This window comes from Martinezella miluonensis (assembly GCF_900094545.1).
GTDB lineage: Bacteria > Pseudomonadota > Alphaproteobacteria > Rhizobiales > Rhizobiaceae > Rhizobium > Rhizobium miluonense.
Genome location: NZ_FMAH01000004.1, coordinates 115,812 through 133,250 on the forward strand (window position 1 = coordinate 115,812; position 17,439 = coordinate 133,250).

Here is a 17,439-nt window from a genome sequence, read left to right on the forward strand (position 1 = left end):
TCCGGTGCTACACTGTTGAATCTATGGGTGAGTTGCTAGGATTTCCATTTGTCTGAACTGGGGAAAATATAAAAATCTCATAGGGATAGATCGGATTTATAAACAAAGCCGGAAGGCTTGGTGTGAGCTCGGGCGGCCGCTGCCGTCGAACTGGAACGGCGCGATGGCAGTCTCGATCTCCGCTGCGGTTTCGGCCGTGACGCCGACAAGCGGCAGGCGCACTTCTGGTTCCATATGCTTCATCAGTGCCAGGGCGTGCTTGACTGTAGCAGGCTCGTTTTGACGAGCGAGCGCTTTGAATAGAGGTCGCAACCGCTCGTCGATCGAAAGGGCGGCGCCAAGGTGACCACAGGCGGCCGAGTGCTGCATCGAATGGAAAAGCCTGGGAACGATATTGGCCGCATTGGAAAAGCAGCCATGGCCGCCGGCAGCCGTGAAGGCGAGCGAGCTGGTATCGCTCGAGGTATAGAGACCGAACCATTCCGGCAGCAGAGAGCGCCAGAGATCGATGCACCGGAGGTCGCCACTGCCGTCCACGATCCCGACAATGCCGGGAATTTCGGCCAGTCGGGCGATCGTCGCCGGCGCGAGATCGATGGCGGTATGCGATGGCTGGTTATGGATGATGAGCGGCGTGCCGGTCCGCGCCGCTATCTGCTCGAAGTGATGAACAACGCCCTTCTGTGTCGGCTTCGAATAATAGGGAACCGTCACAAGCGCTGCATCCGCGCCAAGCCGCTGAGCTTGCAGCGTTTCTTCGATTGTTGTCGCCGTGTCGTTCGTGCCTGTCGCAACAATGACGGGCGTCCTGCCTTCGGAAAGCTCGACGCAGATTTCGATGATGCGCGCGCGTTCGGCCTCGGTCAGCGTCGGGCCTTCGCCGGTCAGCGAACAGGCCAACAGCCCATCGACGCCATAAAGCAACTGCCGTTCCACATGTGCCATCAGATCGACGGCGTCGAGTGCGCCGTCACGAAATGGCGTGACAAAAGCGGTGATTGCACCGCCGATGCGCCTCTTCAAGCCTGGTTTGCCCATAGTGGCGACGGCTCAAAGATAATGCAGCACGATGAACAGCTCCAGGCCGCCGAGTAGCAGCCCGAAGGCGAGCATCGACCAGAATGTGCGTTTCTCGCGAATCTGGCGTTCATGAGATTGGCGCTTTGGCTGAGTCTTTGTCGCTGGAGCCGATGCGGCTGCGCGGTGGTGCCGCTCGTCGCTGTTGTGAACGAGGACCCTGATGGATTCCGTCAGATTGGGTGCGTGCGTGTCGAGCATGGCATCTACCTCCATATTTCGACAGAAGCGTAATCCCTGGTCGCATAGGAAATCCATTCGCGGCGGAAGGCGAAGAAGTAAGTGCGATATAAAGAGCCGCTTAAGGCCAAAATGGGCCGCGCAGAGCGCTGTCGTGGATGGCGAAAACGGGTAGGTGCGGCCCCGGCGGCGAGCCGCTATCCGGCCGCCAACAGGTTGTTCCGGTCAAGCTGTGTGACCAGCGCGAGGATCGTCGCGGAGACCGGCGTCGCGACACCCGTCAGCTTGCCGAGCGAAACGACGACGCCGACGAGAGGCGTGATTTCCAGCGCCTTGCCGGCAAGCAGGTCCTGCAGCATCGAGGTGCGCACAGGCCCGATCTGCCGTGAACGGCCGAGTCGTTCCTCAACGGAGAGGGCCAAATGCGAACCCAAAGCCTCGGCAACCGCTTTCACCTCGCTCATGACCTGACCGACCATCGCCGAAAGAGCGGGATCGTTCATGATATCGGACATCAGTGCCCGTGTGAGCGCGCTGATCGGGTTGAAGGCGGCATTGCCCATCAGCTTGCTCCAGATATCGTCGCGTATGCGTTCGGAAATGGAGATCTTGACGCCGGCCCTTTGCAGCACCGCTGCAATGGCTTCTATGTCCGCGGTCGTCTCGCCGGACGGCTCGCCCAGAATGAAATGGCCGTTGTTGGCGAGCCGAACCTCCCCTGGACCGACCACTTCCGCCCCCTGATAGGCAACGCAGCCGATAACGCGTTTGGGGCCGATCAGCCGCCAGAGATCGCCATTCGGGTCAAGCTCTTCCATCTGGTGTTCCGCGTGGCCGCTCTGCCGGTCCCGATGAAAGTACCACCACGGCACGCCGTTGAGGATCATCACGACGCGAGTGCCGGCATGCAGGAGCTTGGCGATGCCGGGCACGGCTGCGGCCAGCTGATGACCTTTAAGCCCTGTGATGACGAGATCCTGCGGCGGCAGCTCGCCCGCATCGTCCGTTGCTGTCATCTGCGCCACGAGGGGTTGATCTGCCTCTGCCTCCCAAAGGCGTATGCCGCCCGAGCGAATGGCCTCCAAATGCGCCCCTCGTGCGACGACGGAGATCTGAGCTTGCTCGCTCGAGGAGGCCAGCTTTGCCGCAATCGCACCGCCGAGCGCGCCGGCGCCGTAGATGCAGATGTTCTTGAAGGGGGAAGACGTCATGGCGTGGTGCTCCGAGTCAGATCGCATGCGCTGCAAACTATGTCATGCCGGTGATTTGGCGAGTGGTTTCTTGAACCGGCCGCAATCGGAATCGAAAATCGCCGGACCTTCCTGCACAGTACAACCATACGGAAATTTCACCATGCTCGTTTGGGTAGCGATGAAATCAATCCGGCGGGAAAAAAATGGCTTCGGGGGTGCCGAGCAGGTTTCTGTAAGGATCACCCAAACTTGATCGGCGTTTCGCAGAGGCGCTCATCATCGCCGCCTCTCTCCTTCAAGCACATGTTTTCCAATCGCCGCGTGCTCGGGCTATTCTTTACCACAATCGCATCCTAACCTGGACGATATCGCTCTGGACCGGGGACAACCGGTACGGTATCGGTTTGTCGCTCGTCCTTTCTAAGTTGATGAATTCACCGGGGAAGATCATTGCGTTTTGAAGCCCTAAACCGTCTATGGGACAGCGTTCGGGAGACCAGCCATGATTTCCGCGCCTCGACGGACGTCTTTCCTGTCGTCGATATCGAGAAGCTTGGCTCTACCCTCGATCTGAAAGAGAAGGGTGCCGCAGCAGGGCGGCAAAACCGACCGACACCGGACGCGCAGTCTTTCGACGAAACGGAACAGCGTATCGTCGCCTGGGTCGAGGCGGAGAAGAAGAGTTCCTACCAGATCCTCGAAGACCAGTTCCAGACCTTCGACAGCCGCTTGCGCAACCTCGATTTTGAAGGCCAGTTCGGACTGATCCGCCAGGCGAATGCCTCCAGTGTCTCGGATTTCAAGGCGGAAGTGGCAAGCGGCGTCGATGAGCTTCATGGCCTGCGCCGCAAGCTGAAAACCGCCGAGGACGAGATGGTGGCTTTCAAGGCTACACACAAGCTGCAGCGCGCCGCCAAGGTTTCCAGCAAGGCGGCCTGGGGCTTCAAGGTCTCGCTCATCGTCTTCCTCGTGCTCATCGAAATGGTGATGAACGGCAGTTTTCTCGCCAAGGGAAGCGAGCAGGGCCTTGTCGGTGGGGTGACGGAGGCAGCCGCCTTCGCCTTCCTGAATATCGGCATGGCGCTGATATTCTCCTTCTTCTGCGTCCGCTTCCTGGTGCATCGGTCCTACGCGCTGAAACTGCTCGGCCTTCTCGGGCTCGTCGCCTATGTCGCCGTCGCGCTGGGCATCAACATCGCGCTCGCGCACTACCGCGAGGTCTCGGCGACGATTTTGAGCGGGGCCGGTGCCGAAGTGATCCAGCGCCTGAAGGCAGCACCGCTTGGGCTGCAGGAGCTGAACTCCTGGATGCTCTTTGCCATCGGACTGATGTTCTCGCTCGTCGCCTTCATCGACGGCTGCTATCTCACCGATCCCTATCCCGGCTTTGCCGGCGTGCAAAAGCGGCTCGATGCGGCGAGAGACAATTATATCGACCGCAAGCTGGACCTGATCGAAGACCTTCGCGAGATCCGCGACGAGCACAACGGCAAGATCGAGGAGATCATCCGTGACCTCTCGCTGCGCCGGCAGGAAACGGCCGCTATCATCGCCCATCGTGCGAGGACCGCGGGCCTTTTTGCCGAACACCAGAACCATCTCGAGCGCGCCGCCAATGTGCTGCTCACCTCCTATCGCGACGCCGATCGGGCTGCACGCGCTGAGCCCGAACCGTCCTACTTCAACTCGGCTTACAAGATGGAGCGCCTGACGCCAGTGATCCGCACCGAAGAGGAATGGGACGACAAGGTGTTGGGCTCGCGCATCCAGGGTGCCCAGGCGGAGTTGTCTGAGCAGATCAAGCGGATCGGCGACGAATTCGAGCGCGCCATCGAGAAATACCATCAGCTCGATAATCTTTTCCCGGAGAGCATCCTTGGCTCGACGCAAGCGGCGTAGCCGGCGCGGCGGATCCGCCGGTCTTATCATCGCAACGGTTTGTCTCGCCGTCCTGTCTCTCGGGATCGTCGGCGCTTATGGCTGGCTGCGCTACAAGGCGAACGGCAATGTCGCCGTCGATCAGGCCTCGCTCTGCCCGGTGGATGGCCCGAAGGCGGAAACGGCCATCCTGCTCGATGTCACCGATCCGATCTCAGATACAACGGCGCTCGACCTGCGCAACCAATTCCAGAAAATCGTGACTGATGTGCCGATAGGCGGCGCCATCGATATTTATGCGTTGACCGAGAAGGAAGGCGAGCTCATCCAGACCTTCCACGGCTGCAACCCCGGAAGCGGTGCGAGCGTCGACGAATGGACCAGCAACCCGCGTCTTGCGCAGGCACGCTGGGAGAAGGGATTTCAGAAGCCGCTCGCCGATATCGCCGGCAAGCTGACCGAGGGCGAGTCCGGCAGGCTGTCGCCGATCATGGCGGCCATCCAGAAGATCAATCTGGAAGTCTTTGCCAGCGCTCCTCATGGTCTGCCGAAGCGCCTCTACATCGCCTCCGACATGATCGAACACACCGCCGCCTTTTCGAATTACCGTGACGGCGCCTCCTATCAAAAGTACCAGCATAGCCCGGCAAACGACCGTTTCCGGACGTCACTGGATGGTGTCACGGTCAAGATCCTCGCCTTTCAAAGGCCGAACATGAAGTTCAGCATGGAGGATCTCGCGAATTTCTGGGCGCAGTGGATCAAGAGCAACAGCGGTTATTTCGACGGATTCGTGCGGTTGGAGGGGATACGCTGATGGCCGGAACCGAAGCGAGATATGTCATCCGGGATTACGGGCCGATGGTGCTTTTCGCCTCCATCACCATTGGCGGCATGATCTTCATCTGGTCGTCCAAGCTCATGGAATGGTCGCTGCCGATCGTGACGGGCGTACCGCTGGTGCTGATGGCGATCTACTTCGTCGTATCGCTGGCCTTTGCCGGTTTCCGGCTGCACAACGAGCAGGCAGGCGACAACCTTTACTACATGGGTTTTCTCTTCACCCTATCGAGCCTCGGTGTATCGCTCTATCTCTTTGCAGGCGAAACATCGATCGAGACCATCGTTCGCAATTTCGGCATTGCCGTCACCTCGACCATCGCCGGTGTGACGCTGCGCATCCTCTTCAACCAGATGCGGCGCGACCCGATCGACATCGAGCGCAGCGTGCGCCACGAGCTTGCGGAAATGACGCGGCGCGTCCGTACCGAACTTGATTCCTCGTCGCGCGAATTCTCGCACTACCGGCGTGTCAGCAACCAGATGCTGTCGGAAGGGTTCGAGGAGATCGCGCGCCAGGCCGAGCGCAACGGCCAGGAGATCAACAAGATCCTGGAAATGCTGGCAAAGCAGGCGGTAACTCCGATCAACGAAGCAGCCGCCCAGCTGACGACGACGACATCGCAGCTTTCGGAGATCATCGGCACGTTCGGTGCTGCCGTCGAGAATGTCGGCAAGAAGCTGGAAGAGATCCGTTCGCCGGAGGATGTCGTGCGCGCCGAGCTTGCGCCGGCAATTACGGCGATCAAGGAGATGTCGGAGGCACAGCTGCAACCCTTGCGCAACATCGAAGCGGCGCTCGGTCGCATGGCGGAAGCGATGGGGCAGACGCCGCCGGGATCAGCCGCTGATCGCGATGCTGTGTCGACAAGCGAAACGGTGCCGCAAAAACGCTGGTGGCATCTATGGTAGCAGGAGGCTCGGACACTCAGCCGAAACTGGAGCATAAGGGCTACAATCGCGGCCTGATCCTTGGCCTGACGATGGCCGAATCCATGTTGCTTCTGGTCTTCTGCCTGCTGCTCGTAGCCGCCGCCTTGATTTCGGCGGAGAGAAACAAGCGCTATGAAGTCGAACGCAAGCTGCAGAAAGCCGAACAGCAGGTCGCCGTGCTTGAGAAGAAACGGGCCGAGCAGGCGACCGAGATCGTCTTGCTGCAGTCCAAGGTCGTCTCGGGCGATCTATCCGCTGCCGATAAAGCTGCGGTGGACAAGCAATGGCGGGAACTGGTGCTGGCGAAAAAGACGCTCGACAGTATGGCAGACGAGGGTGCGACACCGGGCGATTTGCAATCGCTTGCCAAGGTTGCGGCTGTTCTGAAAGAACATGGGGTCTCGATGGCGGCCGCGTCCGACCAGGTCAACAAGCTATTGGCCGGCAATGGCGGCGGGAACGGCATGCATGACTGGCCGCCCATCATCAATCTCGACGACGCCAAGAAGAATTATTTCCAATCCGGAAGCGCCGAGCTCACCGGCACCTTTGCGCAACTGCTCGACGGCACCATTACGGACGAAATTGCCACCAATCTCAGCCTCTACGGTGCCAACATCGTCGAAGTGATCGGCCACACGGACGAGCAGCCGGTGTCGCGCGAGAAATCCAATCTCGACGATACGCTGATCAACGCGATGGCCGGCAAGCTGCCGGTCTCGGCCTTGCTGCCGGCTGACAATGCCGGGCTTGGGCTCGCCCGCGCGATCGCGGTCGCCAACGTGCTCAAGGCCAATCCCAAGCTGAAGGATGCCACGATCCTGCCGATGTCCGCCGCCCAGCTGATCTTGCCGGGCGACACCATCACGTCCGGCCAGCGCGGTGCCGTCGAGTCACGACGTCGCATCGAAATCCGCGTACGCGGCAGGACGACGCCCGTTGCCGTCATCAACGCCGCCGCTGCACCGTCTGCCAATACGCAATAGCGCCGCTCTGCGAAGCTATCAGCTTCTGAGGCCGGGCGCCTCGTAGCCTGTCCGCTCAACGTACTCCGTATAGCCGCCGGTATACTGATGGATACCCTCGGGCGTCAGCTCCAGAACGCGATTGGAGAGCGCCGCCAGGAAATGCCGGTCGTGCGAGACGAACAGCATGGTGCCCTCATATTGCGACAGCGCTTGAATGAGCATTTCCTTGGTGTCGAGATCGAGATGGTTCGTCGGCTCGTCCAGCACCAGCAGGTTCGGCGGATCGAAGAGCATGATCGCCATGACCAGCCGCGCCTTCTCGCCGCCCGACAGCACGCGGCATTTCTTCTCCACGTCGTCGCCGGAAAAGCCGAAGCAGCCGGCGAGCGCACGCAGGGAGCCCTGGCCTGCCTGCGGAAAATCGTGTTCTAGCTGCTGAAATACGGTGCGCTCTCCATCCAGCAGATCCATGGCGTGCTGGGCGAAGTACCCCAACTTCACGCTGGCGCCGAGCGCGACACTGCCTTCATCCGGCTCCGTCGACCCGGCCACCAGCTTGAGCAGGGTGGATTTGCCGGCACCGTTGATGCCCATGATGCACCAGCGCTCGCGGCGGCGTACCATGAAATCCAGTCCTTCGTAGATGCTGCGGCTGCCGTACTTCTTGTAAACGTTCTTCAGCACGGCCACGTCTTCGCCGGAGCGCGGTGCCGGCTGGAACTCGAACGCAACGGTCTGGCGCCGCTTCGGCGGCTCGACGCGATCGATCTTTTCCAGCTTCTTCACGCGGCTCTGTACCTGCGAGGCATGCGAGGCGCGCGCCTTGAAGCGTTCGATGAACTTGATTTCCTTGGCAAGCATGGCCTGCTGGCGCTCGAATTGCGCCTGCTGCTGCTTTTCGTTCTGGGCGCGCTGCTGCTCGTAGAACTCATAGTCGCCCGAATAGCTGGTCAGGTTGCCGCCGTCGATTTCGATGATCTTGGTGACGATGCGGTTCATGAACTCGCGGTCGTGCGAGGTCATCAGAAGCGCGCCTTCATAGCCCTTCAGGAAGGCTTCCAGCCAGATCAGGCTTTCGAGATCGAGATGGTTGCTCGGCTCGTCGAGCAGCATGACATCAGGGCGCATCAGCAGGATGCGGGCCAGCGCCACGCGCATCTTCCAACCGCCGGAGAGCGCGCCGACATCACCGTCCATCATCTCTTGGCTGAAGCTCAAGCCCGCCAGAACCTCACGGGCGCGGCCCTCGAGCGCGTAGCCGTCCAGCTCTTCGTAGCGCGCCTGCACTTCGCCGTAACGCTCAATGATTTCATCCATTCTGTCGGCCTGATCCGGATCGATCATCGCGGCTTCCAGCTCGCGCAGTTCCGCAGCAACGGCGCTCACGGGGCCGGCACCCTCCATCACTTCCGCAACGGCGCTACGCCCGGACATCTCGCCGACGTCCTGATTGAAGTAACCGATGGTGACGCCCTTATCGACGGAAACCTGGCCCTCGTCGGGCTGCTCCCGTCCGGTGATCATGCGGAAAAGCGTCGTCTTGCCAGCGCCATTGGGGCCGACGAGCCCGATGCTCTCGCCCCTGTTGAGCGCAGCGGATGCCTCGATGAAGAGGATGCGGTGGCTGTTTTGCTTGCTGATATTTTCGATACGAATCATGTTTACGCGAGGCCCGGATAAGTTTTCGGCGCCCTTATGCCACGGCTCAGGCGCTCTGTCGCAGCTTTTTGGCCGGAAGATGTGGTCAATGGCAAACTGACGTCAGCCGCGATAAGCAGGCTGCCGCCGTGTCGGTCGCATTCTCCGGAGTATCGGCCGCTCTATATACAGGTAACAGACGATCGCAAAGGCCAGAGAACCCAATGCGATTAATACGGGCTGCGCGGCATGCGGCACGCCGAAGCGGAGCAGCAGCGCCGTGACTAAAATACCGGTCAGCACATGCCAGACGTAGATGGAATAGGACGCGTCCCCGAGGAAATGCAGGAACGCCAGTTTGGGCGCGCCCCGCTCCCGTTCTGCGAAAACAGCGCCTGACAACAACAGCACTGCGGGCACGCCCCAGCGAAGGGCTCGGTCGACATGCGCCAGCAGATCACTCGCCAGCAGCAGTATAAATCCGACGATCATCAGGCCGATGGCGGCGCCAAACGGCAGCCGGAAGCCCTGTTTCCACAAACGCCCGACGATGATTCCTGCCGCAAATTCCAGAATGACCGGCTGCGTGAAAACACTGATATAGCCGAGGGGCAGCAGATAATGCGCCATGACCGCAGCCACCAGAGCCACCACCAGGAACCATAGCCGCCTGAACTCCGGCAAAAACAATGAAATGGAAAAGATGAGATAGAAGAACATCTCGTAGGACAGGGTCCAGCCCTGTTCGACAAGCGGATGCAGCGCCTCATCCTTCGTGACCGGCAAGAAAAACAGCGAGCCGATCAGATTTCCTATGCTCGAATTCGTGTTGAAGAAGAACTGCGGCTTCGACATGGCGACGGCGAATGTTGCTGCCGTCGCAATCCAGTAAAGCGGCACTATTCTGCTGAGCCGACGCAGCATGAATTCCTGCGGACCGATCGGTTTCCCCTCGGTCGTAATCCACATGATAAAGCCACTGATGACGAAGAATATGTCGACACCCGCTGCGCCGGCCTTGAATTCCAGTCCGTATGCCTCGCTGACATGGAAGCAAAGAACGGAAATTGCGGCGATGGCCCGCAGATATTGAATGCTCGTGATATCGTTGCCGATCTTCATGACGGTGCCTCGCGCGACTGGATTGTCATCGCCGACAGCTGGCCGGCAGGGCTTAGCGATAGAATGCGTCGAAAGGCCGAGCACCCATGCAGAACGGCTTGGAGGGCACGGCGGACCGAATGTCACCGCGGCAACAATTCCAGTGAAAAGGGATCATTTCGTGGCCGAAATCGGGCATTTCGGCTGAGAAGCGGTGGCGCCGATCAATCGAGGCTCTCCTTCATGCGCCGGATGCCTACTGATCTGCCGATCGCCCGTAAAGGGGCTTCGATGTCATCTGCGTATTTCGGGGAAGGCGAAATTTTCCACCCAAAGCGGCAGGTCTTGCTCTTAGCGGTGTCCATTCCGAAGCCGCCGGTGCATTTGTTTCACTGTTTGTTCTGCAAAGCATTTTCCAGGCGCCGAAACGCCTGGAAAGAGAGTTTTAGCTGAATCGGCCGTCTGCCGATTTTTAGTGCCGTTCGGTCAATACCTCGGCCGGATCAGCTGCAGCCGCTCGTTGCGCCGCAAGTGTCGCACTTCTCGCAGGTGCCGTTGCGCACCATCGTGAAGTTCTGGCACTCGGTGCACATGTTGCCGGTGTAGCCCTGCATGATCGAGCGGGCGCGGCGTTCGGATTCCAGCTTCTTGGCTTCCGTTTTGGCCGTCGCGGCGTCGCTTGCGGCTTTGTCGGTGAAGAGGCCGGTGGTGGTTTCGTCCGCCAGTTCTTCGGCGATCTCTTCGGCCAGTTCCTTGGCGCGCTCTTCATAATCGCGCTTGAAGGCGACGACTTCGGAGGTCGAGACGGCACTCGTCGGCTCCAGCTTGCGGACCGTGTTGCCGGCAAAGGCTGTGACGGTTGCAAGCGATGCAGCGCGTGCCGGGGCGGCCGTTGCCGAACCCTTGACGTCGGCTGCCGGGCGCTCGCCCGATGTCGGAACCAGCGTCGGCTTGTAGCCGCGGGTCAGGCCCTTGGAGACGACATCGGCCTTGCCTTCGGACACGCCGCGACCAAGCGCCGTGTTGTTGAAGTCCGAGGTGTCGACATGGGCAAGGTCATGGCGACCGAGATAGGAGATCGCCAGTTCGCGGAACACGTAGTCGAGGATCGATGTTGCGTTCTTGATGGCGTCATTGCCAGTAACGATGCCGGCCGGCTCGAACTTGGTGAAGGTGAAGGCGTCGACATATTCCTCGAGCGGCACGCCATATTGCAGGCCGAGCGAGACGGAGATCGCGAAGTTGTTGATGAAGGCGCGCAGAGCCGAGCCTTCCTTGTTCATATCAAGGAAGATTTCGCCGAGGCGGCCGTCGTCATATTCGCCGGTGCGCAGGAAGATGGTGTGCCCACCGATCTTGGCCTTCTGGGTGTAGCCCTTGCGGCGGCCGGGGAGCTTCTCCTGGCTGCGAACGACCTTCTCGATGACGCGTTCGATGATCTTCTCAGTGATGGTGACGGCCTGGGCCGCAGCCGGAGCCTGCAGGAATTCCTCCAGCGTATCCTCATCATTGTCGTCTTCGATCAGCGAGGCATTCAGCGGCTGGCTGAGCTTGGAGCCGTCGCGGTAGAGCGCGTTGGCCTTGAGGCCAAGCTTCCAGGAGAGCATGTAGGCGTTCTTGCAGTCCTCGACGGTTGCCTCGTTCGCCATGTTGATCGTCTTGGAGATGGCGCCCGAAATGAAGGGCTGGGCTGCCGCCATCATGCGGATGTGGCTTTCGACCGAGAGGTAGCGCTTGCCGATCTTGCCGCAGGGGTTGGCGCAATCGAAGACGGCGAGATGCTCGTTCTTGAGGAACGGTGCGCCTTCCAGCGTCATCGCACCGCAAACATGGATGTTGGCGGCCTCGATATCTTTCTTGGAGAAGCCAAGATGGTCGAGCAGGTTGAAGCTGATGTCGGCCATCTGCTCGTCGGAAACCTTCAGCGTTCCCTTCAGGAAGTCGGCGCCGAGCGTCCACTGGTTGAAGACGAACTTGATGTCGAAGGCGCTCTTCAGAGCGGCGTTGACGGCATCGACCTTCTCGGCAGTGAAGCCCTTCGCCTTCAGCGTCGACGGGTTGATGGCAGGAGCCTGGTTCAGGTTGCCATGGCCCACGGCGTAAGCTTCGATCTCGGCGATCTGGCTTTCGGAATAGCCGAGCGTGCGCAACGCTTCCGGAACGGCTCGGTTGATGATCTTGAAGTAGCCGCCGCCAGCGAGCTTCTTGAATTTCACCAGAGCGAAGTCCGGTTCGATGCCGGTCGTGTCGCAATCCATGACGAGGCCGATCGTGCCGGTCGGTGCGATGACGGTGGCCTGGGCATTGCGGTAGCCATGCTTTTCGCCGAGTTCCAGCGCCTTGTCCCAGGCAGCCTTGGCATGAGCGACGAGGTCCTGGTCCGGATTTTCGGAGTGGATCAGCGCCACCGGATTGACCGACAGGCCCTCATAGCCCGAAGTTTCGCCATAGGCGGCGCGGCGATGGTTGCGAATGACGCGCAGCATATTCTCGCGGTTCGGCTTGAACATCGGGAAGGTTCCGAGTTCGGATGCCATTTCGGCCGAAGTCGCATAGGCGATGCCGGTCATGATAGCGGTCAGCGAGCCGGCGATGGCGCGAGCTTCGTCACTGTCATAGGGAATGCCCGACGACATCAAGAGGCCGCCGATATTGGCGTAGCCGAGGCCGAGCGTGCGGTATTCGTAGGAAAGCTCGGCGATGCGGCGCGAGGGGAACTGCGCCATCATCACGGAGACTTCGAGAACCACGGTCCAGAGGCGCACGGCGTGCTCGTAGTCGGCAATGTTGATGCGCTTCGTCGCTGCATCCTTGAAGGTCATCAGGTTCAGCGAAGCGAGGTTGCAGGCCGTGTCGTCGAGGAACATGTATTCCGAGCACGGGTTGGATGCGCGGATCGGGCCGGCAGCCGGGCTGGTATGCCAGTCGTTCATCGTCGTGTTGAAGTGCAGGCCCGGATCTGCCGATGCCCATGCGGCGTAGGAGATGGATTCCCACAGGTCGCGGGCCTTCAGCGTCTTGATGACCTTGCCGTCCTTGCGGGCGGTCAGGTTCCAGTCACCGTCATTCTCGACAGCACGCAGGAAGTCGTCCTTGATGGAAACGGAATTGTTGGAGTTCTGGCCCGATACGGTGAGATAGGCTTCCGAATCCCAGTCCGTGTCGTAGGTCTTGAATTCGAGATCCTTGTAGCCCTGGCGGGCGAACTGGATGACGCGCTGAACGTAGTTCTCCGGAACCTGGTCCTTCTTGGCGGCGCGGATTTCGCGCTTCAGGGCAGGGTTCTTGGCCGGGTCAAAGCAATCGTCATTGTCGCCTTCGCAGTTGACGGTCGCCTTCATGATCGCCTTCAGATGCTTGGCGACGATCTTCGAGCCGGTGACGAGGGCTGCAACCTTCTGCTCTTCCTTGACCTTCCAGTTGATGTATTCCTCGATATCCGGATGGTCGATGTCGACGACGACCATCTTGGCGGCGCGGCGCGTCGTGCCGCCCGACTTGATGGCGCCGGCAGCGCGGTCGCCGATCTTCAGGAAGCTCATCAGGCCAGAGGAGCGGCCGCCGCCGGAAAGCTTCTCGCCTTCGCCGCGCAGCATCGAGAAGTTCGAGCCGGTGCCCGAGCCGTATTTGAACAGGCGAGCTTCGCGAACCCAGAGGTCCATGATGCCGCCTTCGTTGACGAGGTCGTCCTCGACCGACTGGATGAAGCAGGCATGCGGCTGCGGATGCTCATAGGCCGACTTAGACTTGGTGAGCTTGCCGGTGAAGGGGTCGACATAGTAGTGGCCCTGGCCGGGACCGTCGATGCCATAGGCCCAGTGCATGCCCGTGTTGAACCACTGCGGCGAATTCGGCGCGACGCGCTGGGTGGCCAGCATATAGGCAAGCTCGTCGCAGAAGGCAGACGCGTCTTCTTCCGACGAGAAATAGCCGCCCTTCCAGCCCCAGTAAGCCCAGGTGCCGGCCAGGCGATCGAAAACCTGGCGCGCATCGGTTTCAGAGCCGGTCTGCTGATCCTTGGGCAGGTTCTTCATGGCCGCATCGTCGGGCACGGAGCGCCACAGGAAGGAAGGAACGTCGTTTTCTTCGACCTTCTTCAACTTGGCGGGCACGCCGGCCTTGCGGAAATACTTCTGCGCCAGAATGTCGGCGGCAACCTGCGAGAACTGCGCGGGAACGTCGATGTTTTCGAGACGGAAGACGATCGAACCATCGGGATTCTTGATCTCGCTGGTCGCCTTGCGGAATTCGATATCCGCGTAGGGTGATTGCCCGGCCTTCGTAAAACGACGTTCGATGCGCATAGTCCCAATCCTTATTCGTTGGTACGCGCCAAGGTGAAAGCAAGGCGCAGAAATTCACATTCCAGCATCGCGATTTCAACGCGCAGCCAGTCTTCAGTCCGCTTTCTGACAGGAGGTGTCACCCGGAGATGGCTTCCTGTATCTTGTGGTGATGGTGGCTGCAAACACTAAATATAGTATTAACAGCTTATTGCCGCCAGTCCCCGCATCTGTTTTTTCGGCAGCATCGATATCGGCACAAAAACCCCCGAGGCGGTCACCAGCAATGGTGAAACGCCTTGAATCCAAATCCGATTTCGAATTGAGAACCAGCCCTTGTAAACCCGCCTGGTTCAGTCGCCGCCGCAACGTCGTCCATTAACTTTGAAAGACCCGATTCCGTCAAGGGGTGGTTTGTAATGGATTGCTAACCACAATATCTTGTGGGCTTGCCTGTGGAAACTGGGGAAACGCCAGTAGGGTAAGAGATTCAAGAGCTTGGGGGAGGGTGCTCGCCCTCCGTGCGATCGCGAATGAAGCATGCGCCTTCACCGCCGGTGTCAAAAACGACAAAATTGTGACCGTGGCCTCAATACCATTGGCAGCTTGGCAAAATCATGCCGTCACGCATGATGATTCGCGCGGAAACCCTTGAATCCCGTGCATTCCAGCGGATGCGGCGCCCACTAAATGTAGTGGGCGCCGCAGCGCCCACGTCTATTAACGTCATAGAGCCATGCTCCGGCAATGCGCACGGAATCACAACTGATTCGCGGCATGAGCCTCCGAGATCAGCCGCGATGACCCTTGGCGATCGGCTCTTGATAGGTGAAGCCCATGTCCCACGGGAAGTAGATCCAAGTGTCCTGGCTGACTTCCGTGATGAAGGTGTCGATGGTTGGCACACCCGTCGGCTTGGCGTAGACGCAGGCGAAATGCGCCTTCGGCAGCATGGCGCGGACTTCGAGAGCCGTTTTGCCGGTATCGGTGAGATCGTCGACAACGAGCACGCCTTCGCCGCCATTGGCAGACAGTTCCGGGGCGATGCCCTTGAGCAGGTTCATTTCGCCCTGGCTGGAATAGTCGTGGTAGGAGGCGATACAGACGGTATCGATCAGGCGGATATTGAGTTCGCGCGAGATGATGGCTGCGGGCACAAGGCCGCCGCGCGTTATGCAGACGATCGCCTTGAATTCGCGGTTAAGGCCAGCAAGCCGCCAGGCAAGCGCGCGGGCGTCTCGATGGAACTGATCCCAGGATACGGGAAAGGCTTTATCGGGCAGGGACATGGCAGAAGCTCCGGGGCATGGAATAATGACGCACCGGCAACACCGGCGACCCTGAGCAGACCCCGCGAAGGGCACGGACCTTGATCCAAGTCCGGAACGCGATCGCCGACTGTCTACTTGAACAGGATCTCATCCGGGAAAAGCTACAGGCCTTTCGGGATCATGCTCCTTCGACCGCGTGATCGGTTCCCTGGCGGGAGTTCTGTCATCGGTCGCTGCTTTCTGCTGGATTTACTGGCAAAAGGCAATAGCTGCAGTGCAGCGAACCGGTGCACATCCGGACCGGCAGCCGCCCGTTTCGATCTTTAAGTCGATCAGCGCGCCAGCAGCGTCATTGCGGTCATAGACTGCAGCAATGTGCGTGTCGTGCCGCCGAAGATCATCTGCCATAGCCAGGAGTGCGTGTAGGCGCCCATGACCAGCAGGTCGATACTGTCATCGGCAAGGCGGTTTTCGATGACTTGTGATGGCGTCGACTTGCCGCTGCAAGCTGCCATCTCGAACCTGGCGCGAACACCATGGCGCGTCAGCGCAGCTGCAATCTGGGCACCGGTTTCCTTGGACGGATGCGGGTCCTTTTCATGCGTGCTGACCGAAAGGATCTCGACGGAATCGGCTGACTTGAGGAAGGGCATGGCATCGAAGGTGGCGCGCGCCGCTTCCTTGGAGCCGTTCCAGGCGATCAGGACACGGCGGATAGGCTTCGGCTCCTTCAGTATATAGGGGATCAGCAACACAGGCCGACCGCTGTCGAACAGGAAGGTTTCGACATCGACCTGGGAGTCGGCATATTTCGACGGGTCGGGCTGCACGGCAACCAGCAGATCTGCGCTGCGGGCGGTCTCGACCAAGGGCTCTGTGCCGTAACCGATCGTGCTGGCAAAACTATACCAATCATAGTCGAGACCCGCGCTCTCCATTTTCCTGCGGAACAGGCGCTCGATTTCGACCGCCTGATTGTGCGCAACATCCTGCAATGCCTGAACTGCGACGGGATCGGGGATCTCCATCGGTGCCACGAGCGGCACGGTCGAGACGATTTCCGCATGGAGGCCGACGACATGGGCGCCATGCTCCTTGGCGAGCGCCGCCGCAAACTCGGCAGCGACCCGCGTATTGTTGGGATTATCGAGAACGGTCACTATCGTTTTGTAGGACATGAAGAGATCTCCCACGCGGAAGGGTTGGATCGGATCATGATATCAGCATTCCGCTACAAGATAATGCCCAGAATACGTTCCTGGTTCCCCGCAACATGCACGCCGTCGTTGAATGTCACGCTTCAGCCGACTGATTTTCCTTGGCTTTCGATTGCCGGATGGTTTCGATCATTGCGCGCACTTCCGCCGCGACATTTTCAACCAGCTCGGCCGAGCGGCCCCTCACGACGATCTCGGTCGAGAAGAATTGACCGACGTAGCGCGGGTAGGAGCCGATGCTGGTATCGGGATGCGCCTTCTGGATGAGGCCGAGCGGCGTGCCGATCTCGCCCTCGCCATAGGGGCAGGAAATGGCGGTCGACAACACCCGCGCGCCGGTCTTAAGCGTCGGGATAACATTGTCGAGCATCGCCTGGAAAACCTGCGGCACGCCGGCCATGACATAGACGTTGCCGATGTTGAAGCCGGGGGCCGTCGAGACCGGATTGGCGATATGCTTCGATCCCAAAGGCATGCGAGCCATGCGCTGGCGAGCCTCGGTGAACTCCATCTCACGCCGGGCATACATTTCGCCCATCAGCCGCATCGCCTCGGCATCGTGCTCGCAGGGCACGCCGAAAGCCTTGGCAATGGCATCAGCGGTAATATCGTCATGCGTCGGGCCGATGCCGCCTGAGGTGAAGACATAGTCATATTGGCTGCGCAAGGCGTTCAGAGCTGACACGATGGCATCCTCGTCGTCGGCAACGATGCGAACTTCCTTCAGGTCGATGCCAGCCAGTAGCAGTACGTCGGCGAGATGGCCGATATTCTTGTCCTTGGTCCGGCCGGAGAGCAATTCGTCGCCGATGGCCAGCATGGCGGCTGTGACAATGGTTTCGTTTGACATGAAGACATCC

General features: G+C 59.9%; 13 protein-coding genes. 4 read left to right on the forward strand and 9 right to left on the reverse strand.

Features of this window, described 5'->3' with window-relative positions:
- Positions 1-96 precede the first annotated feature (96 nt).
- From dapA to GA0061102_RS06100, 3 genes are all read right to left on the reverse strand, one after another.
- Positions 97-1,038, reverse strand: a complete 942-nt coding sequence (gene dapA, locus GA0061102_RS06090; protein WP_092844969.1) for a 4-hydroxy-tetrahydrodipicolinate synthase — start codon at positions 1,036-1,038, stop codon at positions 97-99.
- Positions 1,039-1,050: 12 nt separating this feature from the next.
- Positions 1,051-1,278 (reverse strand): hypothetical protein, encoded by a 228-nt coding sequence (locus GA0061102_RS06095; RefSeq protein WP_139115035.1) that lies wholly within the window; start codon positions 1,276-1,278, stop codon positions 1,051-1,053.
- A 176-nt stretch (positions 1,279-1,454) separates the two neighbouring features.
- Positions 1,455-2,468 carry a ketopantoate reductase family protein gene (locus tag GA0061102_RS06100; protein WP_092844973.1) on the reverse strand — a complete coding sequence of 338 codons (1,014 nt, stop codon included), beginning with the start codon at positions 2,466-2,468 and terminating at the stop codon, positions 1,455-1,457.
- Positions 2,469-2,900: 432 nt separating this feature from the next.
- On the opposite strand from GA0061102_RS06100, the gene GA0061102_RS06105 reads away from it, so the two are divergent.
- From GA0061102_RS06105 to GA0061102_RS06120, 4 genes are read left to right on the forward strand one after another with little or no spacing between them, the layout of a single operon-like run.
- Positions 2,901-4,349, forward strand: a complete 1,449-nt coding sequence (locus tag GA0061102_RS06105; protein ID WP_092844975.1) for a hypothetical protein — start codon at positions 2,901-2,903, stop codon at positions 4,347-4,349.
- Positions 4,327-5,145: a hypothetical protein gene (locus tag GA0061102_RS06110; RefSeq protein WP_092844977.1), complete on the forward strand. Its 819-nt coding sequence runs from the start codon at positions 4,327-4,329 to the stop codon at positions 5,143-5,145. Before GA0061102_RS06105 ends, GA0061102_RS06110 begins: the two co-directional genes overlap by 23 nt.
- A complete protein-coding gene (locus tag GA0061102_RS06115) occupies positions 5,145-6,080 on the forward strand; it encodes a hypothetical protein (RefSeq protein WP_092844979.1) in 936 nt (311 codons plus the stop codon). The genes GA0061102_RS06110 and GA0061102_RS06115 overlap by 1 nt, the downstream gene beginning before the upstream one ends.
- On the forward strand, positions 6,074-7,087 hold the full coding sequence (locus tag GA0061102_RS06120) for an OmpA family protein (protein ID WP_092844981.1): 1,014 nt from the start codon (positions 6,074-6,076) through the stop codon (positions 7,085-7,087). The genes GA0061102_RS06115 and GA0061102_RS06120 overlap by 7 nt, the downstream gene beginning before the upstream one ends.
- Positions 7,088-7,105: 18 nt before the next feature.
- Here GA0061102_RS06120 and GA0061102_RS06125 read toward each other — a convergent pair whose 3' ends face one another.
- The 6 genes from GA0061102_RS06125 to GA0061102_RS06155 all read right to left on the reverse strand — a co-directional run bounded on the left by GA0061102_RS06125 (position 7,106) and on the right by GA0061102_RS06155 (position 17,429).
- Positions 7,106-8,728 carry an ABC-F family ATP-binding cassette domain-containing protein gene (locus GA0061102_RS06125; protein WP_092844983.1) on the reverse strand — a complete coding sequence of 541 codons (1,623 nt, stop codon included), beginning with the start codon at positions 8,726-8,728 and terminating at the stop codon, positions 7,106-7,108.
- A gap of 102 nt (positions 8,729-8,830) precedes the next feature.
- Entirely contained in the window at positions 8,831-9,829 is a 999-nt protein-coding gene (locus GA0061102_RS06130; RefSeq protein ID WP_092844985.1) for an acyltransferase family protein, read from the reverse strand.
- Between the two features lie 482 nt (positions 9,830-10,311).
- Positions 10,312-14,112: a vitamin B12-dependent ribonucleotide reductase gene (locus GA0061102_RS06135; protein ID WP_092844987.1), complete on the reverse strand. Its 3,801-nt coding sequence runs from the start codon at positions 14,110-14,112 to the stop codon at positions 10,312-10,314.
- Between the two features lie 770 nt (positions 14,113-14,882).
- Complete coding sequence (gene gpt / locus GA0061102_RS06145) at positions 14,883-15,380, reverse strand: xanthine phosphoribosyltransferase (protein ID WP_004118505.1); 498 nt, start codon at positions 15,378-15,380, stop codon at positions 14,883-14,885.
- Positions 15,381-15,694: 314 nt separating this feature from the next.
- A complete protein-coding gene (locus GA0061102_RS06150) occupies positions 15,695-16,540 on the reverse strand; it encodes a universal stress protein (protein ID WP_092844991.1) in 846 nt (281 codons plus the stop codon).
- Between the two features lie 115 nt (positions 16,541-16,655).
- The gene (locus GA0061102_RS06155; RefSeq protein WP_092845279.1) at positions 16,656-17,429 is read right to left on the reverse strand and encodes a competence/damage-inducible protein A; all 774 of its coding nucleotides are present in this window, start codon (positions 17,427-17,429) and stop codon (positions 16,656-16,658) included.
- Between the last annotated feature and the right edge of the window lie 10 nt (positions 17,430-17,439).

Excerpts from the sequence above, each read along its gene's own strand:
- dapA (WP_092844969.1), bottom strand. The coding sequence starts at position 1,038 with ATGGGCAAACCAGGCTTGAAGAGGCGCATCGGCGGTGCAATCACCGCT.
- GA0061102_RS06095 (WP_139115035.1), bottom strand. The coding sequence starts at position 1,278 with ATGCTCGACACGCACGCACCCAATCTGACGGAATCCATCAGGGTCCTC.
- GA0061102_RS06100 (WP_092844973.1), bottom strand. The coding sequence starts at position 2,468 with ATGACGTCTTCCCCCTTCAAGAACATCTGCATCTACGGCGCCGGCGCG.
- GA0061102_RS06115 (WP_092844979.1), top strand. The coding sequence starts at position 5,145 with ATGGCCGGAACCGAAGCGAGATATGTCATCCGGGATTACGGGCCGATG.
- GA0061102_RS06120 (WP_092844981.1), top strand. The coding sequence starts at position 6,074 with ATGGTAGCAGGAGGCTCGGACACTCAGCCGAAACTGGAGCATAAGGGC.
- GA0061102_RS06125 (WP_092844983.1), bottom strand. The coding sequence starts at position 8,728 with ATGATTCGTATCGAAAATATCAGCAAGCAAAACAGCCACCGCATCCTC.
- GA0061102_RS06130 (WP_092844985.1), bottom strand. The coding sequence starts at position 9,829 with ATGAAGATCGGCAACGATATCACGAGCATTCAATATCTGCGGGCCATC.
- GA0061102_RS06135 (WP_092844987.1), bottom strand. The coding sequence starts at position 14,112 with ATGCGCATCGAACGTCGTTTTACGAAGGCCGGGCAATCACCCTACGCG.
- gpt (WP_004118505.1), bottom strand. The coding sequence starts at position 15,380 with ATGTCCCTGCCCGATAAAGCCTTTCCCGTATCCTGGGATCAGTTCCAT.
- GA0061102_RS06150 (WP_092844991.1), bottom strand. The coding sequence starts at position 16,540 with ATGTCCTACAAAACGATAGTGACCGTTCTCGATAATCCCAACAATACG.
- GA0061102_RS06155 (WP_092845279.1), bottom strand. The coding sequence starts at position 17,429 with ATGTCAAACGAAACCATTGTCACAGCCGCCATGCTGGCCATCGGCGAC.